The 25,463-nt window shown below is 50.3% G+C and carries 26 protein-coding genes; all 26 read left to right on the forward strand.

Annotated elements, in window-relative coordinates; genetic code table 11:
- Nucleotides 1-14: 14 nt before the first annotated feature.
- The 26 genes from terS (at nt 15) to NSQ73_RS14200 (ending at nt 25,463) form a co-directional block, all read left to right on the forward strand.
- Nucleotides 15-920, forward strand: coding sequence for a phage terminase small subunit (terS, locus tag NSQ73_RS14075; protein ID WP_340986892.1), 906 nt, complete (start codon nt 15-17; stop codon nt 918-920).
- Nucleotides 907-2,223 carry a PBSX family phage terminase large subunit gene (locus NSQ73_RS14080; protein WP_340986893.1) on the forward strand — a complete coding sequence of 439 codons (1,317 nt, stop codon included), beginning with the start codon at nt 907-909 and terminating at the stop codon, nt 2,221-2,223. The genes terS and NSQ73_RS14080 overlap by 14 nt, the downstream gene beginning before the upstream one ends.
- A 3-nt stretch (nt 2,224-2,226) precedes the next feature.
- Nucleotides 2,227-3,705, forward strand: coding sequence for a phage portal protein (locus tag NSQ73_RS14085; protein ID WP_340986894.1), 1,479 nt, complete (start codon nt 2,227-2,229; stop codon nt 3,703-3,705).
- The gene (locus tag NSQ73_RS14090) at nt 3,698-4,528 is read left to right on the forward strand and encodes a phage minor head protein (protein WP_340986895.1); all 831 of its coding nucleotides are present in this window, start codon (nt 3,698-3,700) and stop codon (nt 4,526-4,528) included. The genes NSQ73_RS14085 and NSQ73_RS14090 overlap by 8 nt, the downstream gene beginning before the upstream one ends.
- 373 nt (nt 4,529-4,901) lie before the next feature.
- A complete protein-coding gene (locus NSQ73_RS14095) occupies nt 4,902-6,137 on the forward strand; it encodes an XkdF-like putative serine protease domain-containing protein (RefSeq protein WP_340986896.1) in 1,236 nt (411 codons plus the stop codon).
- 20 nt (nt 6,138-6,157) lie between these two features.
- Nucleotides 6,158-7,105: a major capsid protein gene (locus NSQ73_RS14100; protein ID WP_340986897.1), complete on the forward strand. Its 948-nt coding sequence runs from the start codon at nt 6,158-6,160 to the stop codon at nt 7,103-7,105.
- 95 nt (nt 7,106-7,200) lie between these two features.
- A complete protein-coding gene (locus tag NSQ73_RS14105) occupies nt 7,201-7,410 on the forward strand; it encodes a Rho termination factor N-terminal domain-containing protein (protein ID WP_340986898.1) in 210 nt (69 codons plus the stop codon).
- A complete protein-coding gene (locus NSQ73_RS14110) occupies nt 7,388-7,774 on the forward strand; it encodes a hypothetical protein (protein WP_340986899.1) in 387 nt (128 codons plus the stop codon). The genes NSQ73_RS14105 and NSQ73_RS14110 overlap by 23 nt, the downstream gene beginning before the upstream one ends.
- Nucleotides 7,771-8,097, forward strand: coding sequence for a hypothetical protein (locus NSQ73_RS14115; protein ID WP_340986900.1), 327 nt, complete (start codon nt 7,771-7,773; stop codon nt 8,095-8,097). The genes NSQ73_RS14110 and NSQ73_RS14115 overlap by 4 nt, the downstream gene beginning before the upstream one ends.
- Nucleotides 8,090-8,608 (forward strand): HK97 gp10 family phage protein, encoded by a 519-nt coding sequence (locus NSQ73_RS14120; RefSeq protein WP_340989271.1) that lies wholly within the window; start codon nt 8,090-8,092, stop codon nt 8,606-8,608. Before NSQ73_RS14115 ends, NSQ73_RS14120 begins: the two co-directional genes overlap by 8 nt.
- Nucleotides 8,605-9,078 carry a hypothetical protein gene (locus NSQ73_RS14125; RefSeq protein WP_340986901.1) on the forward strand — a complete coding sequence of 158 codons (474 nt, stop codon included), beginning with the start codon at nt 8,605-8,607 and terminating at the stop codon, nt 9,076-9,078. Before NSQ73_RS14120 ends, NSQ73_RS14125 begins: the two co-directional genes overlap by 4 nt.
- Nucleotides 9,079-9,134: 56 nt before the next feature.
- Nucleotides 9,135-10,106 carry a DUF4238 domain-containing protein gene (locus NSQ73_RS14130; protein WP_340986902.1) on the forward strand — a complete coding sequence of 324 codons (972 nt, stop codon included), beginning with the start codon at nt 9,135-9,137 and terminating at the stop codon, nt 10,104-10,106.
- Nucleotides 10,107-10,173: 67 nt separating this feature from the next.
- Nucleotides 10,174-10,422: a hypothetical protein gene (locus NSQ73_RS14135; RefSeq protein WP_340986903.1), complete on the forward strand. Its 249-nt coding sequence runs from the start codon at nt 10,174-10,176 to the stop codon at nt 10,420-10,422.
- Complete coding sequence (locus NSQ73_RS14140; protein ID WP_340986904.1) at nt 10,403-11,755, forward strand: phage tail sheath subtilisin-like domain-containing protein; 1,353 nt, start codon at nt 10,403-10,405, stop codon at nt 11,753-11,755. Before NSQ73_RS14135 ends, NSQ73_RS14140 begins: the two co-directional genes overlap by 20 nt.
- A 3-nt stretch (nt 11,756-11,758) precedes the next feature.
- Entirely contained in the window at nt 11,759-12,202 is a 444-nt protein-coding gene (locus tag NSQ73_RS14145; RefSeq protein ID WP_340986906.1) for a phage tail tube protein, read from the forward strand.
- A 59-nt stretch (nt 12,203-12,261) separates the two neighbouring features.
- Nucleotides 12,262-12,672, forward strand: a complete 411-nt coding sequence (locus NSQ73_RS14150; RefSeq protein ID WP_340986907.1) for a hypothetical protein — start codon at nt 12,262-12,264, stop codon at nt 12,670-12,672.
- A gap of 11 nt (nt 12,673-12,683) precedes the next feature.
- Nucleotides 12,684-12,812, forward strand: a complete 129-nt coding sequence (locus NSQ73_RS14155; protein WP_340986908.1) for a hypothetical protein — start codon at nt 12,684-12,686, stop codon at nt 12,810-12,812.
- Nucleotides 12,813-13,163: 351 nt separating this feature from the next.
- On the forward strand, nt 13,164-17,030 hold the full coding sequence (locus NSQ73_RS14160; RefSeq protein WP_340986909.1) for a hypothetical protein: 3,867 nt from the start codon (nt 13,164-13,166) through the stop codon (nt 17,028-17,030).
- Nucleotides 17,031-17,032: 2 nt separating this feature from the next.
- Nucleotides 17,033-17,662 (forward strand): hypothetical protein, encoded by a 630-nt coding sequence (locus NSQ73_RS14165; RefSeq protein ID WP_340986910.1) that lies wholly within the window; start codon nt 17,033-17,035, stop codon nt 17,660-17,662.
- Nucleotides 17,663-17,671: 9 nt separating this feature from the next.
- Nucleotides 17,672-18,652 (forward strand): XkdQ/YqbQ family protein, encoded by a 981-nt coding sequence (locus tag NSQ73_RS14170; RefSeq protein ID WP_340986911.1) that lies wholly within the window; start codon nt 17,672-17,674, stop codon nt 18,650-18,652.
- A gap of 2 nt (nt 18,653-18,654) precedes the next feature.
- Nucleotides 18,655-18,996 carry a DUF2577 family protein gene (locus NSQ73_RS14175; protein WP_340986912.1) on the forward strand — a complete coding sequence of 114 codons (342 nt, stop codon included), beginning with the start codon at nt 18,655-18,657 and terminating at the stop codon, nt 18,994-18,996.
- Nucleotides 18,986-19,426: a DUF2634 domain-containing protein gene (locus tag NSQ73_RS14180; RefSeq protein WP_340986913.1), complete on the forward strand. Its 441-nt coding sequence runs from the start codon at nt 18,986-18,988 to the stop codon at nt 19,424-19,426. The genes NSQ73_RS14175 and NSQ73_RS14180 overlap by 11 nt, the downstream gene beginning before the upstream one ends.
- Complete coding sequence (locus tag NSQ73_RS14185) at nt 19,423-20,253, forward strand: baseplate J/gp47 family protein (protein ID WP_039291867.1); 831 nt, start codon at nt 19,423-19,425, stop codon at nt 20,251-20,253. The genes NSQ73_RS14180 and NSQ73_RS14185 overlap by 4 nt, the downstream gene beginning before the upstream one ends.
- Complete coding sequence (locus NSQ73_RS14190) at nt 20,250-20,789, forward strand: hypothetical protein (protein ID WP_340986915.1); 540 nt, start codon at nt 20,250-20,252, stop codon at nt 20,787-20,789. Before NSQ73_RS14185 ends, NSQ73_RS14190 begins: the two co-directional genes overlap by 4 nt.
- A 5-nt stretch (nt 20,790-20,794) precedes the next feature.
- Nucleotides 20,795-21,118, forward strand: coding sequence for a hypothetical protein (locus NSQ73_RS14195; RefSeq protein WP_152679657.1), 324 nt, complete (start codon nt 20,795-20,797; stop codon nt 21,116-21,118).
- A complete protein-coding gene (locus NSQ73_RS14200; protein ID WP_340986916.1) occupies nt 21,108-25,463 on the forward strand; it encodes a pyocin knob domain-containing protein in 4,356 nt (1,451 codons plus the stop codon). Before NSQ73_RS14195 ends, NSQ73_RS14200 begins: the two co-directional genes overlap by 11 nt.

Here is a 25,463-nt window from a genome sequence, read left to right on the forward strand (position 1 = left end):
TGGTGACATGTAACATGGCTAGAAAACGCAGTCCCGAGCGGGATAAGGCAAAGCAGATGTGGCTGGAGAGCGGCGGAATGATGAAGCTTAAGGACATCGCCGCTGCTCTTTCTATTCAGGACAGCAAAGTCCGAAAGTGGAAGACGATGGACGGTTGGGAAGAAGAGCTCAAAGGGAGCGTTTCTCCTGAATTCAAAGGAAGCGCTCCAATTGGAACGTATGGGAGCGCTCCACTTCGCGGCGCTCCCAAAGGGAACAGAAACGCAATTGGGAATCGCGGCGGTGCTCCTCCAGGCAATCAAAACGCGAAGGGGAACAGCGGTGGGGCCGGGGGGCCGCCTGGAAACAAAAAGGCCGTAACCACCGGTGAGTATGAAACGATCTGGCTCGATACCTTGACCGAAACCGAGCAGCTGCTCATCGATCAGGTGGACACTGATCCGATCATCCAGGCGAATGAATCTCTGTACCTTTTAACGATCCGGGAGCGCCGTATGATGCAGCGGATCAAAGCCCTGATGGATGGCCTTACTGAAACGGAGCGTAATGTCTTTTATGAACTGAAGGCGATCAAGGAAGTCGCTACAATCCATGATGAGAAGACGGGCATCACGAAAAAGATCCCGCATAGCCGCAATGAAATGATGGAATCCAAGATCGAGGAGAAAGGCTTTCGCAAGCTGGATGACATTGTGAAACTGGAGGAAGCACTGACCCGCATTCAGGATAAGAAAATCCGGGCCATTGAGCTTAAGAACCGGCTGACCGATGACGAGAAGCGTATCCGCATCGAAACCATGGAATATGAGCTGCAGATGCTCCGTGGCGGTGGTGGTAAGGAAGACTTCGAGGATGATGGCTTTATCGATGCGCTGAAGGGCATGGCGTCGGGAGTGTGGAGCAACGATGGCAAAGCTTAAACTCAAATCGCCGGCGTTCAAGTGGTCTCCTTTTTCTGAGAAGCAGCTTAAAGTTCTGACCTGGTGGACGCCTGATAGCCCTCACAATGATAAGGATGCAATTATCTGTGATGGTTCTGTCCGGGCCGGCAAGACGGTCTGCATGTCGTTCTCTTTTATTGCCTGGGCGATGGATACCTTTCGAGGCGAGCAGTTTGGCATGTCGGGTAAGACAATCGGCGCGCTCCGTCGTAATGTAGTCGGTCCGCTGAAGCGCATGTTGGCCAGTCGTGGCTATCACGTTCATGACAATCGATCTGAAAATGTACTGACCGTTAACCGGGGGCTTATCAGCAACCGGTTTTTCTTATTTGGTGGCCGAGATGAAAGCTCGCAGGATCTAATTGCGGGAATTACGCTGGCCGGCATGTTCTTTGATGAAGTGGCCTTGATGCCGAAGTCCTTTGTGGATCAGGCGACCGCACGCTGTTCCGTGGACGGTGCCAAGCTTTGGTTTAACTGCAACCCCGCTGGCCCGTATCATTGGTTCAAGATGGAATGGCTCGATCAGCTGCAGAAGAAGCATGCGCTGCACTTGCACTTCACAATGGAGGACAACCTGTCTCTCTCCGAGCGGGTACGCGAGCGGTACCGGCGCATGTACAGCGGGATTTTCTATCAGCGGTACATCCTGGGCCTGTGGGTTATGGCAGAAGGAGTCATCTTCTCCAAGTTTGATGACGCGATCCATAAAAAGGCAAGGGAATGGTTCCCGGCCAAGTTTGACCGTAAGTTCATTTGTATCGACTACGGGGCCAATAACCCGACAGCGTTCTTAAAATACGGAGTCCGCGGGAATATCTATTATGAGCTGGATGAGTATTATCACAACATTCGCCGCAAGGGTGAGAAAACAAATGGCGAATACGCTGATGACCTGGAAGCCTTTCTTGACGGCGATGAGTATGCAATCTTCATCGACCCGTCAGCAAAGGCTTTTATTATTGAGTTGCAGAAGCGGGGCATTGCAAACATCCGGGCTGCCGTGAATACGGTGCTGGACGGCATACAGACCGTGTCCAACCGGTTCCAACTCAATGAATTGTATATCTGTGCTGACAACACCAATTCCCTTCAGGAGTTGGTGTCTTACGTTTGGGATGAAAAAGCTGCCGAACGCGGCGAGGACAAGCCCATTAAGCAGAATGACCATACCTGTGACGCGCGCCGATATGGCATCCATACAGATTACCTGCTGCAGCGTGTGAAGCAGCGGAAAAAGGACAGAGAGGAGCGATCAGATGAAAATGTGGGGTGGGTGTAATGAATGAGCGGTGAAGCGCAGTGGTTCCAGATATCAAAAGCAGAGGACCGGCATATCCCTTCCAGCGCGCAACTGCCGGATAGCTTCGAAAACCTCTACGACCAGCACGGGCTGCTGCCATTCCCGCCAGGGAACGACCCTGCATCCTGCAAGCTGCTGGTCAAGAACAGCAACATTATCCCGCAGTGCATTGAGGCATACAAGCGGAACATTGCCGGATACGGCATTGCCTTGGAGTACATTCCGGGGGAGAGCGACCAGACGGCACTGGAGGAGTGGAACAAGGCTGACAAGTTTCTGGAGACCTGCAACCTTGAGGATACGCCGGATGAGATCATCAGCTCTCTCATTGAGGATATTGAGAGCAGCGGGAATGCAAATGTGGAGGTCGCCTGGCCTGCAGGCAGTGAGTTCCCTACATTGTACCGGATCAATCCGAAGTTCGTTCGTTGTACCCGGGAAACCGATAAGGTGACGATCAAACGGAAGCGGCTGATCCGATCATCGAAGAAGGTCGAGGAGTTTTCTCAGGATATTTACTCCCGGAAGTATGCTATGAAGCGCGGGCAGTCAGTGGTATGGTTCAGGCCGTTCGGAACAGAGGGTCAGGGCAATCAGATTATCCCCCTGAAGCTAGGAAATGACGGTCCATATGGGGAACCGCGTTGGTTCGGGAACGCGCCGGGAGTGGTCGGCAGCCGAGAAGCAGAGGAACTAAACGTCTCCTATTTCTCAAATGGCCGTATGCTTTCCATGCTGCTGACAGTGACCAATGGCCGGCTTACCAAGCAATCCATGGAGCTACTACGGAATGTTAAGGGGGCTCAGTCACAAGGCGGCATTCTCTATCTAGAAGCAATAGGGGAGGAAACAGGAGGGCCGTTGGACGAGAAGGTCGAGAAGGTGGCCATCAAGCTGGATAAGCTGAATGATCTGCTCCAGCAGGATGCCTTGTTCCTTGAATATGGGAAGGACAAGAAGGTCGACATTCTATCATCGTTCCGGCTGCCGCCGATTCTGGTTGGCCAGAGCTCCGATTACAACCGCGCCACGGCGCAGGCCGCGCTGCGGTTTGCAGAGGAGCAAGTCTTTGAGCCTTACCGTAAGTGGATTATGGATGAGATCTTCAATAAACGGCTATTCCCGGCCATGGGTATCTTCCGCGTGCGGGCGACCCTGCGCGGGCCGCGGATTATCGATCCGGAAGACCGCAAGGCGCTGCTGGACTTTATCGCAGATAACGGTATTATGCTGGTCCGGGATTTGATTCCTATTGCAGAAGAAGTGCTGGATACCACTATTGATGAATCCAAGTACAGCACCGAATACCTAGATACACCGATTGCACAGCTTGTGAACAGCCAGCCGGCTATAACCGTGCCTGAACCTGATTCCGATGTGAACGATCTGCAGGAACGTGTGGCCACTATTGCCAAACGTCTGCTGCGGCAGAGCCATGAGGAGACCGCGGGCCATGTGTAAGGAATGCTGGGAGCTCATCGCAAAAGCGGACGACACCGAGTTCCTGGACAGCCTGGAGCTGACCCATGCCGAGAGGGCCGTACTGGAGGAGCTGTACAAGCAGGGTGAAACCCGGATAGCCGAGATCCTTGAGCTTCAGGGGAAGGCCCTGCATGATGCCATTGAAGAGCTCAGCGAGGATCTGCTGCTTGATATCGGGGAGCTGGGCAAGGTTATAAAGTCCGTACAAAGCGGCGATTTGTTTACTGTCCAGTTTGAGCAGGCGGTATATGACTCTTTCACGCCGCTGTATCATTTGGCTGGTGAATCGGAGCTGACGGTGTTGAATACCGACAAGACCTGGTCCACCAAGAACAAGGCTGCATCCCGTTTTGCGAAGAACCTGCAGAAACTTGTTCCGGATATGAACGGCACCAGCGCGGATGTCATGACCCGTTCCTTCCAGAAAGCCATCAAGGAGGGGAAGACACCTTCCGAGCGGGCGTTGCTGGTCCGCGAGATCAGCGCGGAGGCTGTCAAAGGTGAAGCCGGCCCGTTTAACATGGAGCGGGCTATTACTGTTTCCCGGACCATGAGCACGGCAGCAGCCAACGGCGGCAAACTGGAGGGCTGGAAGCAGTCCGAGGTGGTCAACGGTAAGAAATGGCGTTCTTCCAAGGGTGACCGCACCCGGAAGACACACCGTAAAGCTAACGGCCAAGTGCAACCGCTGGATAAGCCTTTTGTTGTCGGTAAGAGTAAGCTGATGTTTCCGGGAGATCCGTCCGGACGCGCTGAGGAGATCATCCGCTGCCGCTGCACAATGCAGTCAGTGATGAACTGATTTAAAAGATGGATAACCAAAAACCGCTAGTTCATTTAGAAGCTAGCGGTTTTTGGTATTAATATACGCTCAGGCTAGGACCATGCCAGCGATGCAACTAATTGAAAATGCCCATATCGATTCAAGCCCCACAGCCAACATTTCTTTGCTGAATTTCATAACTCTTTTCTTCATTGGCATCGCCCCCTTTTTTGTTTTACAAGTATTAGATGTTAGTCTATGACTTGCGAAACGCATGAGAATAAGAGAGACGGCAAAAGCGATATTCGCTGGATGTGCAAGATTCCTAAACCCCAGTGACCCTGGCCTCAACATACATTAATGGAATTATACCACTTTTTACCTATTTGTGAAAGGAGGTGAAACAGAAGACATGTCTTACAAATTAAAAGACGCCAAGATCACGCATATCTCTCTGGTAGACAAGGGAGCCAACGGCGTACCGTTTGCTATTATCAAGGCCCAAAAGGCTAATCAAGCCGGCGCCATACACAAGCAGGTCCAGATCGCCAAGATTGATGATGACAAGCGTATCGTTAAAGGTGTGGTGTATCAGCCCGATGTGGCCGATGCTCATAACGATCAAATGGATGAAGTCGAGATTGAGAAGGCTGCTCATCTCTTCATGGAGAAGCAGCACACCTACAACATCGACAAGCAGCATGATCTCGAAGTTGACAAGGGATTTGTCATTGAATCCTACATTGCTCCCTGCGACATGATGCTCGGTGAGCAGGAAATTGTGAAGGGCTCTTGGGTGGCAGCCGTGAAAGTGACGGATGACGAAACCTGGGAGTCCATCAAGAAAGGCGAGATCACTGGCTTCAGTATGTGGGGTGTAGGGAAGCGGGAAGAAATCGAAGAGGAAGAGGAGGTATCCAAGGGAATTTTGAACCGAATCGCCAAAGCGCTGGGCCTGATTGAGAAGGGCGCGGTCGCTGATAAATACCATAAGAACCGGAAGAACCGAGAATTTTGGGCGGCGCAAGATGCCCTCAACTCGGTTCTTTTTAATTGGGACACTTGGCAGAGTGGCATGGAGACAGATCCGGAGACCATCCGGGAGGCGCTGCAGGACTTTATTGATATTGCTGAGGATGTGCTTACTAAGGAGGATATCGTCAAAGCCATCGGCACACCGCCAGAGCAAATCGCCAAGGCTGGCAAGAAGATTTCTGCCAACAACCTGAAACACGTCGATGATGCAATCGCAGCGCTGACTGAATTGAAAAATAAGACGGCTCCCGTACAAGAGGAGCACGAGGAGGAAGACAATTTGAAAGCTGAAGATATTGCCAAGGCTGTAACGGCCGCAATGGCCCCGATCGCCAAGCAGGTAGAAGGCCTGACTGCAGAGATTGCGGAGTTGAAGAAAGAGGAAGGCGTCGAGAGTGAGCAACCTGCAGGCGGCACAGCTCCGGCTGAGACCGCAGAAGAGACTGCTATTACAGATGCCATCACCAAAGCCCTGGCACCGTTGAGTGAGCAGATGCAGACGCTGGCAGCTGATGTACAGCTGGTGAAGAATAGTCGCGGTGCTTCCGCACAAGGTGATGAAGAAGAAATCAGCAAATCAGAAGGCGCCGTTAGTTTCGGACGCTTCCTGTAATCGAAGGAGGAGGGCATACTATGAAAACAAACGGTATTATCACCAGATCTAGCATTCAGAAATCCACCATTGTAACCACGATGGACCAAAATGCCTTGAACTATGAGGAAGTCGAAGCCTTCACCGATATGGCTTATGAGGCGAATAACTTTCTAAAAGGCATTCGTCATGAGAACCGGAAAAGCTCCAAAGGGACCATCGACAAGGTCGGTGTACGTGGCCGGAACATGCGCGGTAAAAAAGAGAACATCATGGCGACCAATACACCAGGGCTGACCTTTCCGCAGATTCCTTATTCGGTAGAACCGGTAGTGCTACCTTTCGACATCACTGAAGAGTTTATCCGCCAGACGCAGCGGGTTCGCGGTCAAAATGCTGAAGAAATCATCATGCGCAACATGGCCAACAACTACGGAGAGAATATGCAGGACATTGCCTTTAACGGGGATACGAATACACCTAACACAGACCCGGATTACGAATTCCTGACGATTAATGACGGCTGGCTGAAGCTGGCCAGAACAACGGGACATTATCTGGATTGGAGTACGCTTTCGGCGAAAGAGAAGACTGGGGTTTTGTTTGAAGTGGAGCGGGCAATCCCGACCCGGTACAGAGCCGGCGGCGTGTTCAAATATTTCATGCACCCAAATACCTTCAGCGAACGTCTTCAGATGCTGGCCGAGAAAGATACCAGTGCATCGATTCAGCTGCAGATCATGGGTGGCACAAAGAAAATCAATGCTTATGATGTCGAAGAGGTTTGGAGTATGCCGGAAGGTGCGATTCTCTTTACGTATCAGCCAAACTTCGCAATGGTCCATACCTACGATATGCAGATCCGGAAGACGACCGAGGGCAAAGAAGCAATCTGGACCGATAAGCGCTTCTATGCGATCCACTCTGACTTTGATGCCATCTTCGAAGAGCCGCAAGCTCTTGCCTATGTGGAAGGGGTGGAATTCTAATGCCATACGTAACTTACCGGGGAAAAAACGCTTCTCTGAGGCTGTATAGTATTCGCTTTGAGCCGGCTAAGCCGGTACTGGTGGAAGATTCGGTAGTGCTGGAAAAATTGCATGATCATCCTGATTTTGAGGTGAAAGCGGAGAAGGTCATTCCTTTGGAAGATCTGAACGTTTCCCAGTTGAAGGATAAGGCGAAGAAGGCCGGCATTGAAGGTTTTACTGACCTGAAGAAACCGGAGTTAATTGCTGCCCTGAAGGCGTTGGAAGGCGGCGGTGTGCCGGATGCTAACACCAATACTCCTTAAGGTCCGCAGCCGTGTCAGCGCCGTGCAGGAGGCTACGGACGTTCAGCTCGGGCAGTACATCGATGATGCGCAGACCCGTATCGAGCTGTATTTGCCCTTACCATTCCCGGAGGTGGCAGACAAGCAGCTCATGTTAGCCTGGGTGAAGCTGGCGGAGTCTCTGGCTCTGCAGGACAGCGAAGAATACCTTGCTTCCGTCGCCCGTGGCTATTCAGCGGAAAGTGACGGTGCCTGGACATATACCCGGCAGGCAGTAGAAGGGAAGACTACAGGGAATGCCGATGTGGACTCTATCCTCTTCCTGTGGGTCAAAAAGCAGCAGTCTGGGCCGGATGACGGGAACATCACGGCTTATTTGCTATGAATCACCGCATGAATACCCCGCTGGCGGTTTACCGGGTCGGCCGCCAGTCGGATGCGGACAACCTTTTTAGCGATCGGAAGGCGGGGAAGGTCGCGGATCTGAAGTGTTTCGTTGTTAAGACGCAGACGGATGCCAAGGCAGAAACCACACCTGTCTTGTACATTGTCAAAAAGACAATCGGTGTTCCGAAGACAGCGGACGTCCGGATCAGTGACGAAGTGTTACTGTTCGGACGCAGGTATCTGGTGATTGACTCAAACCCGCGCCGTTACTGGCGTGAGCTATTGGTGACTTGCGAGGTGAAGGGCAGTGAACATGCATGATTTTGATGGTTTGGCCAAGAAATTCAAGAAGCTGAGCGACGAAGGTGTGAATCAGATTCTTCGTAACATTGCAGAGGCCGTGGGCGAGACGCTGCTAAACTTTATCATCGATGAAATCGACAAGCAGGACCTCATCGATACCGGGACCATGTGGAACTCCTTTACCCGCGGAGCCGACGGTAACGTCTGGGAATGGGATGTCGACCGGAACAGCATTACGCTGGAGGTCGGATCGAATTTGGGGACAAGCAGCAGCGACCCCGGTAAGCGCGGGTATCCAAGGCTGCTGAATGACGGCTACACTATTCACAAGGCTCATTTTGTCCCGGGCTATTGGGCATCCAATGGAACATTTGTCTATGATCCCAGAGCGAAGGGCGGATTTATGGCCAAGCCTCGTTCCTTCATTGGCCGTCATTACTTTGATATTGCTGTTCAGCAGTTGGAAGGCGGTATGAATGCACTGATTACGAAGCGGCTGGAGAAGGAGCTGGGGAGGATACTGTCATGATGGATGTGGGATTGAAAGCATGGGCAGAACTCGTGCAGCGGATATACCCGGAGCTGCCGATTCTTCGAGATCGTTCCCTCTGGCTGGGGGGGCAGTTTGATCGTCCGAGTGTATTCATTGAGACGGATCTTGTCTCTGATAAGGCGCACACGCCGCGGGCAGACCGGATCATTGAGGATGTGGGCCTGGTATTTCATTATGACACTGTACATAGTGGGGCAGAGGACGCAGGAGAGCCGGTCTCCTTGGATTTATCTCCCTTCTTCCTGTACCTTCGTCAGCAGCGGTTCTGCGTGGCTTCACAACGATTCGGCATTATGATGGTGATCGAGGCTCCGCGCACGCGGTCATTGAATGACCGGACGGAAGTCACCTTCAGGTATTCATATTTACTACATGTCCCGAAACAGCATGAGACCAGTGGTGGTACAACTAAAAAGATCAATGATTTTTATGTCGATCTAAGCTAGAATATACTTGTAACTGGATCATTGTAGAAGTAGCCGTTCATAGAGAGGTGTGTTCATTGGACGAAAAAGCGAATAACCCTAAAAGACATCATTATATACCTGTTTCTTATCTTTCTAACTTTACAGATGATGGAACTCAGCATTCTAAGCTTTGGGTATTTGATCAAACCAATGGTAACCAATGGAGATCTAGGCCCAAAAGTATAGCATTCGAGAAAGACTTCCATACAGTTGAGACAATCACCGGTAAAGATTCAAAAACATTTGAAGATATTTTCTCCATGGTAGAAGGAAGAGCAAAGCAAATAATTAAAGGGATTATTGAAACATTCCAAATACCATTGCCAGGATCTGAGGATTACAATTGGCTTATAAATTTCATTGCTCTTTTAAGTGAACGCACTCCCGCGAGAAGAAAGCACTTTAGTGAACAAACTGCTGAGTTATACAAATTGGCGACTCAAGTGGGGTTCCACCATGAAGAGTATTTTGAGCATCAAAAAAGGAATTTTGAGAATAAAACTGGAGAGAAGCTCAATCTGACTCATGAGCAACTGAAAGAATTTATTAACAGAGATGATTATGAAATAAGCTTTCATAACAACTTTCATATGGAAAACTTTATGACTCGACTAGATGCTATTATTGAGCCTCTTGGTCGTCGGAGATGGAGCGTATGTTATAGCCCGCCAGAGTTAGGTGATTTTGTGTCTTCTGATAATCCAGTGTGTCTTCGAAATGTTATTCCTTTCGAAGGAATATACAGCTCCCCAGGCCACGCGCTTCTAAAGACAGAAGTAAGTGTTCCCTTGAGTCCTAGAGTAGTATTATTGGGACGTTTCGAAGATGTTCATCCGATAATTGGAGAAGCACCGAACAGAAGCTTTGTTGCTAAGCTGAATAGTTGGACAGCTATGTATTCGGAAAGATATGTTTTTTCTCAGAATCAAGAGTTTCTTTGGTGGGACAAACATGAAAAAGTCTGCGCAGCGGAGGATTTTAAAAGAAGATTAGGTGAAAATTCTTGAAGTAAGAAACCGGCCTATCAGTAGGGCGGTTTTTCTTTTGTCCAAAAAAGGAAGGAGGAACTTAATCATGAACATTAAAAAACAGATTCGCCAGCCTATTGATGGGATGGTCCTGGGTGAGTTAAACAAGCGAACAAAACAGGAATGGATCGAGAGCGCAGTGGTCATGAAGCGGGAACGCTTTGAGATCGCTGGCGCTCTTTTTGATTGTGTTGATGATGCCCTGCTATCGCAGCAGGAGGTTATTCAAAAAGTGGAGTCCTATTTTGGCTTAACAACAAAGGAGGTAATTGTGAATGTCGATACAACGGAGTAGACCGGGTGCGTATGTGGAACTACAGGCAGTGGCGAAGTCGCGTATCCTGTCAGTATCCGGTCGCGTACTGATACCGTATCAAGCGGAGTGGGGCCTGCCGAACAAAGCGGTGGATATGGCGGATCAGTCGGAGCGGTTCAAGGAGAGCGGGCTGCTGGTTGATGAACTGGAGCTGGCGGCAGAGAATGGGGCGACCGTGGTTGGTTACCGCGTCACCAACGGTAGCGAGGTAGCAGCATCCGTTTCCGTCGCCAGTAGCTACACCATTGAAGCCCGTTACCCTGGAACGCGTGGCAATGATTTTGAATATATGATTCGTGCCGCCCTGGTAGATTCCAGTAAGAAGGAAATTGTCATCCGGGACACCAAAGGCATCTTTGATACCGAGACGTTTCTTGTAGCTGACAAGTCCGAAGCTGTTGAACAACTGAAGAAGTCCAACATGGTCCGATTTAAAAGCACCGGTTCAACAGCCTGGGCAGATGTGGCCTACACGAAGTTAGCCGGCGGGGTTACGGGTACTGCGACAATCACCGCCGCAAACTGGAGTGGCATTTTCAACCGGATCGACGGCTTGGTGTTTGATGTGGTCTATCTGCCGTCCTCTGAGGCGGCGGTGCAGGCTGCTGCCAAGCAGTGGCTGCTGGATCGGCGCAGTAAGGCCCGCAAGCTGGCGCAGCTGGTCATTGCTGGTGCAGCTTCTGCAGACGACGATATTGAGATCCACAATACCCGCAGCCGCGCAGCAAACGCCCGCTTTATCATTAACTGCTCTTTGGCTGGTGAGCACATCAACGGTAAGAGCTACGGTTCCCTTCAGTGGGCGGCATGGGTGGCCGGCTTGGTGGCGGGAACGCCTGCAAATAAGTCCTTCACTGGAGTAAAGGTGCCTATGACTGAAGCAAAGGTGGACTGGAGCCATAGTGAAGTGCTGAAAGGTCTGTCCGAAGGCACCCTTATGGCCACCCGAGACGGCTACGACTATATTATCGAGTCTGCTGTGAACACTCTGACCACCCTGGGAGCTGGGGAGCGGGAAGACTTTGGGAAAATCCGCGTGTCGATGACAATCGACCAGATCTTGAACGACATCTACGCTGCCGGTAAAGCCAATAAGGCCAAGTTGGACAATGACAAGGACGGCCGGGGGCTGTTTATTGCTGCGGTCGTCAGCTATCTGAAGGTGCGGGCGCAACAGAAGGCCATCGGTGATGAATTCACCTTTACCGAGCACCCGACAAAGGTGAGCGACGCAGATTACGCATACTTTTCCCTGTCGGCAAAGCCGCTCGATGCGATTGAAATCTTTAATATTGATTGGGAGGTGGCGTAATCCATGGAACGCGAGCTGATTGGCCGTAATTTATCTGTGCAGGATGATAACGGAGATTCAATTCAGACCATCAAAGAAGTAGAAGTTATCCTGAAGCCGGAGACGCTGGACATTATCCGTGCGCGGAAGATGTCCAAGACGAAGCAGATTGTTGGGTATGAAATCACGGTGAAATTGGTTATGTCGAAGTTGGAGTCTGCCCTTCGTTACCGCCTTCTGGCCGACTTCAAGGCGGGTAAGACAATGTACCTGGACCGAATCACCGGTTCCCTCGAAGATATGCAAAGCGGGAATGTGGAGCGGGTGATGATCAGCGGTGTGCATATCCATGATGAAATGGATCTGCTCGTTGCCAAGATCGATGAGAACAACGGTATCGACATTACATTGTCTGGTACTGCCAATGACTTTGATTTCATAGAGCAGTTCCCAGCTTACATGGCATAGGGACGGGCAACCGTCTCTTTTTCTTACTCATATCTATAAAAATTGGAGGAACGAACATAATGAGCGATAAATTAGAAAAATATCTATCCAAGGGCAAAGCAGGCCGGAACGATGATACCATTACTGTGCCGGCGGACGGAGAAGAATGGTCTGTTCGCCGTTTGACCACCATCGAAGTGCGTCGGTCTTACGAACTGGCCTATGAGGAAAACGGTGATCCGAAGGAATCCTATAACGAGATCGATGTGATGATCGTCAAGGCAACGGAGCACGATTTCGATTGGAACAATAAAGATTTGTTGCTGGCCTATAGCTGCATCAGTAAATATGAGCTGCCGCCACGCGTCCTGGATAACCCTGCAGATTACGCTGAGCTCAGTAAGGCTGTACGCAATTTCCAGGAAACCAAGGATGAGCTGTTGAAAGAAGCAAAAAACTCATTAAGCAAGACGGAGAAGCAAGCTGGGTAGCATCTTTTTGGATGAACCAGAAGCGACTGCCGGCTGAGGTCCTGCCTTATGAGGTGGACAAGCAGCGGCAGTATTTTTTCTGTCTTGCCGCTGGGATGATTGCTGAAGAAGAAGCCAAACGCCTGGCCAACAAGAAATAGGCAGGATGGGGGTGAACAACCATAGCAGCAGCGACAACAAAAGTGACAGTCCCGTTCGAAGCGCAGGACCTTATATCCGGTGCTGTCCGGGATATACGAACAGCACTCCGCGGGGCAACTGATGATTTACTCGACTTCCGCCGGGCTGCAGGACAGATGGGGGACAACCTGGTATCTGATCTTCGGCGTTCCCGGAGCGCAGCGGATGATTTAGGAAGCCGGGTCGGTAACGCTTCGGACGAGGCGCGCCGGCTGGGAAGAGCGAACGTTGATGATATCTTCCGGCGTGCGCGTTCTGGAGCAGAGGATCTGCGACGTTCTGCATCTCGTGCAGATGATGAGATCCGTGGTATGAGCGATTCACGGGTGCATATTCAAGCGCAAGATGGGGTCAGCCCAGTCATTGACGGAATTTCCTCAAGATTAACCACTTTGGCGGCAACAGCTGGCGCAATTCTGATCGGCGGCGGAATCAAAGACGCCTTATTCGGAAATGTGATGGACTACTATTCCGAAGCTTCCCGCAGTGCGGCCTTATTGCCTTCAGCTGCGCGTGATCAAGGCCTTCAGACTGTCAAAGACTTAAATGCTCAGGGTATTATTCCTTCTCAGACGGAAGGGGCCAGACAATTAGCTGATTTGGCTCCACTGGTCCGGGATAAATCGCAATCCAGTGATTTCCTGAGTGCTTCATCAAAGATTCAATATATCCGGCCGGATGCAGGAGCTGAAGAAGTTAACCGTGCGCTGGCACAATCTTCAGATACCTTCCGCGAAACATACGCTTCCGTTGCTGACAGCATGATGTATGCCTATAAAGAGGTTGGCGATCGGCAGCAGGACCTCTTCGATACATTCTGGGAGTATTCCGGATATTTTAAGAACACCGGAGCGAACTCTGGACAGATGGCCAACTTCTTGACGCAGAGCGTGAAGGAAGGAGCCTTCAATTTCGACAAGCCCGCCGACTTCATCAAAGAAACATTCGGCGTAAAGGCCCTCGATGCAGGGGACATGGAAAAGTACTTTACCTTGCGCGGAGCTGGGAAGAACGACGCAGCGAAGCAAGCCGCGGCATTCACTGGTGATATCAATTCCGGAGATGAACAGCGTGCAAAGGGTGCTCTGATGGCCCTGGTTGCTGATTTAGCCAGTCAAACGCAGAGTCAGCTGAAAGCTTCGCTGGTTTCGTTAGGCTCGGCAACTGCGGAGGACAACGGGCTTGCTGTTCTTAAAACCTTTCAAGTACCTTTTCAGCCGGCGCCCACCGGGATTTCTGGAACGACAGAGAGAATGGTACAAGCTCAACAGGCTGCCAATCCGATGCAAGATATCATTCAGACCCGTGCTCAGATCGATCAGCAGATGCAGGACCTGGGGGCTAATCTTTCGACGGCTGTCTTGCCTGCACTGCAAGAATTCAATACTCTTATCACAGAAAATAAGGACGAAATACAGGAGCTTGGTTCAAAGGTCGTTGGATTTGTCAGCAAGCTTACCAGTTTTTATAGTGATAACTTTAATGTTATCAATACTGGGCTTGCTGTACTTGTTGGAACTGTTGGTGCTGCGAAGGCAGTGAGAACAGGCAAAAAGGTATGGAATACGGGACAAGGAGTCCTAAGCTCTGCCAAAGGAATACTTGAAAGACGAACGGTTTCACCTGCTATTGAAGAAGTGGGCACTCCTACCCGTCGTAGATTTACCCTCCGTCGTGGCACGACTAGTGGATCACTTGGTGGTTTGGGTGGAGGACTGAACTCTTTATCATCCATGACTGTAAATGCAAGTGTGGTTTATCTTAATGAAGCGGGTGGTTTGGGAGGCTCTCTTGGAGGGCAGGGAAGTCGAACAGGAGGTAGGTTAACCCGGCGTGGGCGCACCGGCACATCTGGTTCAACCACCCGAACAACGACGGGTGGCAGCAGCACAGGAGGCTCGATCAGAGCCCGCCGTGGTACACGAACTACTAATATTCCAGATGTGGATTCAATTCCAGATGTTGCTGCGAGGCGTGGGCGGGTCACATACCGAAATACGGCTCGACTCCGGGGAACATCAGCTATTCCGGAAATTATCTCGGATGTATCAGATGTTCCTGCAAGGGGCGGTCTCCTGAAGGGCGTATTTAAAGGTGGAAAAAAAGCTCTTAAGGTTGCTGGAATCGCAGGTACTGTGGCAACTGTCGGTCTAACCGGTTATGACTTATACCAGGCTTCCAAAGATGAAGGGTTAAAATCCGGATTATCAAATACTGGCGGGTCAATGGCAGGAAGTTTTGTTGGAGGCTCCCTTGGAGGCTTAGTCGGATCATTAGCAGGCCCAATTGGTACTGTAGCAGGTGCCGCTGCCGGCGGCTGGGTTGGTGAGAAGCTTGGTTCCATGGCTGACAATGCGGGGTGGACAAAGAAGGCAGTCGACGGTATTTACTTTATTGGGGACTGGATAACAGGGAAGGACAAGAAGAAGGACGAGCCTGCTGCAGCTGCTGTCAAAGTCCCGCCAGAAGCGAAAGTGACCTTCGGTAACATGACGCCGCAGCAAGAGGAAAAGTTGAAAGCTTCCTTTAGTCGGTTCAGTTCAGAGGTTGCGAAAAATGGGTTGCTGCCCGCATTCAACGGCGTTATTGAGAAGAGTGGCGTCCTGCAAGATGTAGGCAAAGTGAAGACAGAGCTTGCCGGAGTTTGGAAAAGCACTGAATCCACAACTGCACAGAGTAGTATTGTTGCAGTGGGAACTGCTGCGAAGGGGACATCCGTTCAAGCGAAGCTTTTGGGAAGCACTACCAAGACAAGTACTGATGGTATTGTCACGGGAGCCGGTGCTGCAGGGCTTAGCTTACTCGGTGTCGGGACGTCTGCAAGAATTGCTGCAGATGAGACCAAACAGCAGCTGCAATCGATCCAAACGGTTACAAGCCAAAGTCAAAGCTGGGGCAGCGGAATTATTACAGGCTTATCTCAGGGAATGCAGAGCAAATTTCCAGAGCTCAGGACGACTGCGATCGGAGCTATGGGTATCTTGTCGACTCTGACTGGAGCAGGAGCAACAATATCTTTTGCTGCTCCTGCATCAACAAGGTCCAGCGGGGGTGCTGCTTACTCAAACGGAGATATTATCACTCGGCCTCATATCGGGCTGGTCGGTGAGGCAGGGCCGGAAGCTATTATTCCTCTGTCGGCAGGGCGCCGGCAGCGTGGGGTGAAGCTTTGGGAGAGAGCGGGTGCAATGCTGGGCGTCCGTGCCTATGCAAACGGCGGTATTGTTGGCGCTCAGCCGCTGCGGACTCATGCTTATCAGGCTAAAGCATACATTGATGATAACAATGACCGTATTGGCTACGGTGCCGGTTACGCAGAGGGCATCCATGGTTCACTTGAAATGGTGAAGAAATATGGGTTGAAGCGTTACACCAAGGCCATGAGCAAGGCGAGCAGTCTTACCGATGCCTATAAGATACGCGCAACAGGCCATCAGCTCCGCAGGCAGGCTACCAAGATGAAGACTTTTGCCAAGGGGACAAAGCTGCTCGGTAAAGTGGTCCGACCTGTTGGTTATGCGATGGATGGCTGGGATATCCTGTTTGCAGGTAAGGGAAAACGTGGACGGCAGGCCGCTAAAGTAGCTGGAGGAATCGGGGGAGGCATGGCAGGCGGCGCAGCAACGGGCGCTCTGCTCGGAACCTTCCTTATGCCGGGAGTAGGTACGGCTGTTGGCGGAGCGATTGGTGGCCTGCTGGGAACGATCGGTGGAGAGAAGTTGGCCACAAAAATATATGACGGCATTTCCGGATTCTTTGGTCGCCGGAAGAAACGTAAGAAGAAGTATGCCGATGGTGGTCTGATCAGTTCACCTCACATGGGCCTGGTCGGTGAAGCCGGTCCAGAGATGATCATACCGTTGTCACGGCAGCGGAGTCAGCGGGGGAGAGCGTTATGGGAGCAAGCCGGTAGTTTGCTTGGTGTGCGGCCCTATGCCGATGGCGGAGCGGTGGGTATGAGATCGTCGAGCATCCCGGTGGCGAAGACACTGGCGCAGGCACCTGCAGCAATCCGCGACATCGTAATCGAGAATATCAATATCGACTTTGGCGAACTGGCCAAGGGAATAACGAACTTTGCTGAATTTGCGAAAATGCTGACCAGCCCGCAGGGGAGGGCGCTGTTCCGGAAGATATTTGGCGAGGAGCTGTACAAGGCTCTGGAAAGCGGGGGATAAGCATGCTGACCATGATTCGAGACAAGAACCGGTTCACCTTTCCGATTACGCCGGCGGAGATCCAGATTACCAGCAGCAATGAAATTGATTCCTTCACAGTAATCACTGGGGAGGAGAAGACCAGTAAGAGACTCACTTCGAAGCTGAAGCGAGTCTCTTTTTCTGTCATCTTCCCGCGGGCCTGGGAGGAAATTTGGGAAACCGGCAAAGAGACGGTGGCCTACCAATCTCCGGAACAGGCGTGGAAACTGATGGAGGAGTGGAAGGCCAAACCGGTTGTGATCAACTTCGAATCGCTGTTCTCACAGACCATGTGGTTTGAGAGTTTCGAAGCCACGTACAAAGATGGCCGGGCTAATTTGCATATTACATTCAATTTTGTGGAGTTCGATCCCGTGAAAATCGTTTCCTACTCCAACACCCAGCAGCTATTGAAGCCGGGCGTGATTATCACCAAATCATCCAAAAGCCGTCCGAACACTACCGGTAAGACAGACAAAAAGAATGAAACTGCGAAAAGTGACAAGCAGAAGAAGGCCGAGGCAAAGGCTGCAGCTGATAATGCCAAAGGCAATTTCGATTACTTGACTCAAAAGGAAAGAATTCTGGATAAAACCTCTACTAAAAAGTGAGGAGTGTAAATGGATAACTTTGCGGTTGTATATGGGAAGGAAAGCAACCGTGTTTTACTGACGGATGCAATTGTCGAATTGGCCTGGTCATCAGCGAGGGATGAAATAGCCCGGAGTATGACCGTACGGGTGCGAGATGCTACTGACGTTAAGGTTGCTGGTCTGCTGATGTGTTTTTCACAGCAATTATCAGGGGTTGGAGTGCTTCATCACAAAAACCAGTTCTTCTACGGACCTATTATCAAATACGAGCAAAATGAATTTTCCCAGGAGTGGGAAATTGATGCTCGGGAGATCGGCTGGTATTTGTCCAAAAACAAGGGTATACGTCCTTATCTTAAAGGGGAAGCCGGCGCGGAGCTGCAGCGATACATCAAGACCACTGGCATTGATTTCCGCTGTCCCGCCTTTGGTTTTAGCCTGGACGAACGGTATGGAACGATTTCACACTCAGAACTCATCCTGGATGTGTTGCAAAAAGCATATGAGCGCAGCGGCTACCGATATCACATCGATGTCGTCCGGACTGATACGAGCTTCTACCTGCAGGTCGTAAGAGAGGGTACTAATTCTCGCGTTCCTGTTTTCATCCCTGAACAAATGGAGGCCAGTACCGCAGGGTATAGCATGGATGAGACTTATACTGTCGTCACAGCTCAAAAGTATAAGGATGATAAGCTGGCTTCCTCTGTCACCAAGACAGCAGCAGGCGCAGTACAGGCCATGGGCCGAATGGAGGAAATCATTGAGGTTGAGGAAGATGAGGACCCGGCCACGATCGCCACGCAGCGCCTGAAGGCTCTGTCGCAGGCAAAACAGATTAAAAAGATTACCGTCAAGCATGAGGACCATACACTTGCAGGGTTACGCGCCGGCTGGATGGTGCTGATTAAAACGGACCATACTTCGAAATGGATTGTGGAGAGTGCAGAATCAAGTTTTAAGAACGGATTGTATACTGTGAAGCTTGAACTGGAAAGGAGGGAATAGCCGTGTTGAACGATGCACTGAAGCTGCTGAGGGAGAAGACAGCCGGTCACATCGATGCCCGGGACACGGAGCGTGCAACGCTGCTCAGTTGGCCGGGGAGTCCATCTATACAAGTTGATGGCGATCAGGAGCCTTACCCTGCGGATAAGCTTGTCTTTGCTGAGTACCTACAGGAACGTCGAATGGATGCTGTTTTTGAAGTGAAGCAGCCGGAGACCTCCACTTATACTGGTGTCCTGTTTATTTCCAGCCCTTTGAAGTCGGGTGACCGTCTCATCGTCTCCCGGCTAACCGGGCAGCGTTATTACGTTCTTGGAAAGGATGTGGGAAGCAGTGGCGGATGATGGCTTGTTTCCTGTTCTTGATTTATCAGATTTAGAGGCTGTCGAATTGACGGAATCCGTCGTCTCTGCGACTAAGTGGACATACGTCATCGATTATCGAAATCGGCGCGCCGTGTTTGATGATGCTGGTCATCCTACAAAGACCCGCACGTATCCAGAGTACTTGGTGCAGACAGCTTTGAAAATCCTGAATACAGAGCGTTTCCGTTATGTCCTTTACGGTTCCGAGGTAGGTGTCGAACGGTCCGAATGGTCCGGTTGGGAGGACGTAGAGATCAAGCGTGATATCGAGGAGGCCTTGATGGCTCACGCGGAGATCCAGCGGGCTGAAGTGAGGTCAATGGAACGGACTGGCCAGGAGATGCACCTGAGCATTTTTTTAATAGGTGTGGCCGGTAATGCTGAACTGGAGGAGGTCATTGGCATATGACTATTAAATTAACAGACCTGCCGGCACTCCCAAGCATGCCTATCCTGGAGGAGACTCCGGAGGATATTTACCGCCGGTGGGTCAATCGAGCGATAGCTTTGGCGATTGAGCGTGGTCTGCCCCCGCCGCCTACGGATGAAGGCGAGTATTTTTACGACCTTTGGTATCCGCTGGCCATCGAAATTGCGGAGCAGCAGGTGCTATGGACCTATGGTTTCCTTCAGGGGTTTCCTATTTGGGCCGATTCTGAGTATTTGGACGGTCACGGTTGGGCGGCTGGCTTGACAAGGAAGGAAGGGGAAAGTGACGATACCTTCCGGATACGCATGCTGGAACGGGCGGCTACAGAAATCGGAAGTGGACGGCGGAAGGATTATGAAACCTGGGCGTTAGAGATGGCCGGGGTTGGTGGTGCCATCGCCCGGGAGAAGGAACGGCATGAGAATTCCATTGATCTCTATCTTACAGACCTGGTGGGGCAGCCGATAACCGAAGCCTTTGCAGAAACGGTCAAAGCATGGATGTGGGAGGAGCGGCGAATCGCCGGCCATGATTTGGCGGTACATCCGGCACCGGTCTTTACTGTTCGCCTGGAAGCACAACTGCTCCTATCTGTTGGGGCTGATTTGGCCGCGCTGGCCACAACCATCCAGCAGCGTGTATTGGATTACGCAAGTGGCCGTGCGAAGCTCGTTTACAACTATGTAGCAGCGCTTTTGCTCATCCCTGGCGTGGAGGATTACGACAATCTGATGCTTAACGGTGATACAGAGGATGTTGAGCTGCCACCATCATCTGTACTACGTGTGGAGGTGATTTTGTCATGATTCCATTGAGATATCGAGAAATGCTTCCACCGTATTGGTACGAAATTGATATGGCGGACCGACATTTATCTGTAATGGAAAAAGAGATGGCAGAACGTGAACAGACAATAGACGACTTGAGTAACCAGTTTTTACTTCGCAGGTCGACCTGGGCTTTGTGGATCTGGGAATGGATATACTTCCGGAAGACCCAAACGGGGAGTAATGATGAGCGCCGGGAGGCGATCCGACGGAAGCGATGGGGTGATCGACCGTTTCGGCTGCCTGTATTGCGGGATATTGGCAATCAGCACGGTAAGCTGCTGAACATCTCAGAGGATTTTTTGGCCAAAGAGATTCAATTTGAGTTTTCACTTTCCCAGCCGGTTAATATGGTTGGCCTGCAGGCAGACTTTGAATATATTCGTCCGGTTCACATCCGCCGGGCAGTGGTCAGTTCCTCCGTTCCTTCACAAACGATCAATATTAAAGGTACTGGATACTCTCACGGAGTGGATTTCCCCATCTGTGGGTTTGAAGTGCCGATAGGAGGCTGATGTTTTTGGCAGATGTAGTTAAGCAGTTATTTCTGGAAAAGTTGGTTACGGATTTGAATGGCCACATCGCCAGCGCACGAGTGAATATAGGAGGTGTGCAGACGGCCTACCCTATTTACAATACGATTGTTTCAGGGCTGGCTGTACGCAAGTATATTTATATAACAGAGACGCAGGCCATTGGAAAACAGCTTTTAGGAGCTGCCTTGTTAGATGTGGATGGCAACATACTGGCAGATCAGCCCCTTACCGTTACCAAAAACGATAAGGGGTTTTTGATTGCCTTTGAATTTATATTGAGATTGGAGCTGAGCTCTGGTGGCATATAACAAACAGACCTGGAAAGACGAGATCCCAGACCTGACAAAACCAATCAAGGATGCTTCTGGGAAGCAGAAGACGGACCCGCAGACCGGACGTCCGCTGTATGAGTTAGTCCAGGAAGGAACTCGGATCACATCAGCCCGTTTGAACCATATTGAAGATGGAGTCGAAGGTGCTCATGCTCATATGGTGGAGTTGTCTGAAGATATTGAAACGCATGCGAGTGATGGCGTGAAGCATCTAACCGCAGCGGAGAGGACGGCTTGGAATGCCAAGGAGACACCGGCTGCAGCGCAACAAAAGGCAGACGCTTCGCTTGCATCAGCCAAATCCTACACCGATACTCAACTGCTAACAAAGGCAGATAAGAGCACCACCTACAGTAAGATGGAGACAGATCAGCGCATTCAGAACGTGGTTGGTGCAGCTCCGGCCGCCCTGGATACGCTAAAGGAAATCGGCGATGCATTAAATAACGATCCGAATTTCGCGGCTACCATGACTACTCAACTTTCTGGGAAAGTCGACAAGATTCCCGGCAAGCAGCTCTCAACAGAAGACTTTACATCTTCAGAAAAGACGAAACTAGCTGGTCTCACGGCGGGAGCTGGTGGCGCTGGCTCGGCATCAGACGCAGTTATAGGCAATCGGACAATATCTGATACCACAGCCCCGACAGGAGATACTGGCACGATTACAACCCTGCTGGGCTGGCTGGCCAACATGATCAAATCCATCACAGGTAAATCGTCCTGGCGGACCGCTCCGGCCACAACACTGGAAGCGGCTAAGGCGCATGCAGATGATACTACCCGGCACCTTACGGCATCAGAGCGCACTGCATGGAATGCAAAAGAGACAACCGGAGGGGCGCAGGCCAAGGCTGACGCTGCAGAGGCTGCTGCAAAAACGGCATCTATACCTTTGTCACAAAGAAACGTTGCCAATGGTGTAGCTGCCCTCGATTCCTTATCGGTAGTTCTTGGCCAAGGTATAAAATTTGGCTCAGATCAATACGTTGAACAGGCATTTGTCTTCTCTCCTACACATGGGTCTTCAATAAACCAAAAGATCGATTATACGCTGGCAGCAGGAGCTAATGTATCTGGTTTCATAGAGGTGACGGTAACAGGTTCATGGGGTAATCAACCATCACAGGGTAGGTTGACGAAAAGACTTGATATTATGGGCAGTGGTGCAGGAACTATTAATCGCCAGAGCACACAATATACTGAAGTTTCCGGGGAAATAAGAGGTCTTTTATCCATTTCAGACCTCTACTTTAAAGATGGTAAGTGGACAGTAACCCTAGAATCTCGTAGTAATAACGGAAACTCATATACTACGCACATAAAACATCAAGGACCAAGCGGAGGCAAGCAGTGGACTCAAGGTACCCTCTACACTGGAGCAGAAACTACGCTACCGCTGGCCGTTCAGGTTATACCGGATGATACTGTTACAAAATCCGGTTATGAAATTCAAAAACATAAACTTACAAACAATGATGGTACAGCTCAAAGTATCACAGGCGTTTCAATTAATACGATAACTGTTCCGGGAATATATTATATAACGACGACAGTTACAGGGACTCCTTCAACTTTTACGCAAGGATTATGTGAGGTGTACAAGTTACTAAGTACGAATGCTATTGTTCAGCGAATAACAGATATATCCGGATTAAAAACATTTAGTAGATATTTGACTGCCGCAGGAATTTGGGGAGATTGGTTTTCAGATTCTAAGAGAGCAACGCCAATTCCTACAAGTTCAGACTTAAACACGTTTATATATGAAGGTCAATATGTAGCCACTAGTAATGCGGTATCTGCAACTATAGCTAATAGACCTATTGTTGGAGATTACGCCTTTAACCTTCAAGTAAAAACAACGGTCGGTGGAGATGGATACGGCTGTAATCAAACCGTCACGTACTACAGTGTAACAACCGGCTCACCAAAAATGTTCACTCGTAATTACTATTCAGTAGGGCCAGTGTGGACTACTTGGTCAGAAATTGAAACTACAGCTATGAAAAATGTTGCTTTGGGTTATCCCGGACTGGATTCGAATGGTGATATTCTGTTAACTACGATTCCAGATGTAGTTCAGAAGTATAGCCTTACCCAAGACAGCGGAAAAGCCTTGGTTCTCGCATCCGGAACGGACCTAAATACGGTGCTTACCATAGGTTTCTACACAGTAAATGCGGCGCTTAACGCTCCGGCTAGTTCTAGCAGCTGGTTCCACATTATTGTACAAACGCACTCAGGCACATCAGATGGAACTAAATATGTTGTGCAAAGAGCAATAAGTCTTTCGGATGCGGGAACACCTGTTGAGTGGATTAGGCGAAAAGTGAATGACGTTTGGCAAGGTACATGGGTGAGCATACCAAACAGTAGTCTTTACAACGTCGCAGGCGGACTTCCGCAGCTGGATAACTCAGCTAACGTGTTGGTGGATAACCTGCCATTTGGTGGCGTCACAAACATGTTGGGTGACAGTGGAAGATTTGTAGGACCAGATAGTAATCCAGCGGCTGTTAGTTGCTCTAATACCTTTGCCAATATACCATTCTTTTCCTCGTGGAATGGGACTACAGTAGTTGGTGCTGGTAAGTTCTACCACGATAACTCTACAAATGGTGGTGTGAGTGGAGCATTGACTGCCGATGTCACTAGTTTGCTTACAAGCATGTATGGTAGCCCTTCGGCGCGATATGGTACTGAATACCACATTGCATCCTACACAATGGGTAGTGGTACTAATTCTCCCAATGGTGTCGTTCCTACAACATACCTGATGACAGCAAACAGCAGCTTTCCTGCTGGGGGTGTAGGTAAGAATTTCACTGTATCCTTCTGGATCAGAGCAAAGTCCGGCACTAGGGTAGTGATTGCCAGAGACGGCAGGCTAAAAAAGAATGGCTTAGTCCAATCCACACACTTGCAGATAACCCCTGCTGATGGGTGGATGCATATTGAGACTGTGATTAATGCGGCTGTTGGTTATGCTAATGGCGCTCCAAACATCTATGCTACGCCGGGGGATGTTGTGCAAATAGCATTGCCTGTTGTGGTAGCAGGAGGCATAGGGGTCGGAGTGCACACTAGTCCTGTAATGGGTGCCAATCTTGGCTTTGTTCCATTACCAGCCTACTCATACACAGCTAATGATGTGCTTTCTAAATTAATAACAGTGGACGGAGCAGGCAGCGGCCTTGATGCCGACCTGCACGCTGGAAAAACCTTGGCCGATGTGGTACAAGGTTCTTTGGCTTTTGCCGTAACAGCCGGTACTGCGCCAGCTCTGACCGCCTCAATCACTCCGGCACCGGCAGCACTGACCGCCGGGCTGCGGGTATCCATCAAAGTTCATGCAGCCACAACAGGGCCGGTCACACTTAACCTTAACGGCCTGGGGGCCAAGTCCATCAAAAAGCCAAACGGTAATAACCCGCCTTTGGTACAGGGCGGGGTGTACACGGTTATTTATGACGGTTCAGTTTTTACGTTACAGGGTGAAGGAGGTGAGTATGGAACGGCGACAGCCTCTGATGTTCGCCTAGGATCTACTATAGGTACTGATAATGGACTAGTAACGGGTACTTTGGAAAGAGTATTTAACAAAAACATGGCAAACATGTACAGAAGTTCTGGTGAAACTTACTTCTTGGAAGCTTATCAGGGTAAAGAGTGGATAGTTTCTGATGAGATGACAGCATATCACATACCAGATTCTCTGTCTGGAGTAAGTCCAATCAAAATACTAGCTGGTACCTCTATACTAGGAGTCAATGGGAGTGTTCCTGTCATAACTGCAGGAGATGACCCAGCACAAGGCGTAGGGCAATGGGGAGATGGAGCATTAGCGGTGTACCCATCTGAAGGTTATCGCAAAGGTGGTGCAGGAGCTGGGGAGATTAAAGTGACCACGGCACAGCTACAGTCTGCTGAGCCGGACCTCGTCGCAGGTAACATAAAGTCCGGCGTAAGTATCTACGGGGTAGCAGGGTCACTTGTACAGGGGGCTACTTTAGTTTCGCAGGTTAACGCACAGCAGACTGTAGCGTATCAGCAGTGGGTAGGGCACCCTGCTGCGATTACGAACGCAATAAACGCCATAAGTAATGCACAGTGGGCTATGCTGTTTGTGGCTATTAACCCGTCCTATGACGGAGTTTCTACTGCATGGTGCTTTTATCGTAAAACGGGAGGAGTTATGTACGTAACCCCTAGTAGCTCCCCTGATAATAATGAGCGCATGAACCCCGATGGGTGGTCGATTTACTACCCATCGGCGTTTAACCTCACTCACTACTACCGCCTCCTTATTAAAGCGTAA

The organism is Paenibacillus sp. FSL R10-2736, assembly GCF_038000245.1.
GTDB classification, from domain to species: domain Bacteria; phylum Bacillota; class Bacilli; order Paenibacillales; family Paenibacillaceae; genus Paenibacillus_AQ; species Paenibacillus_AQ phytohabitans.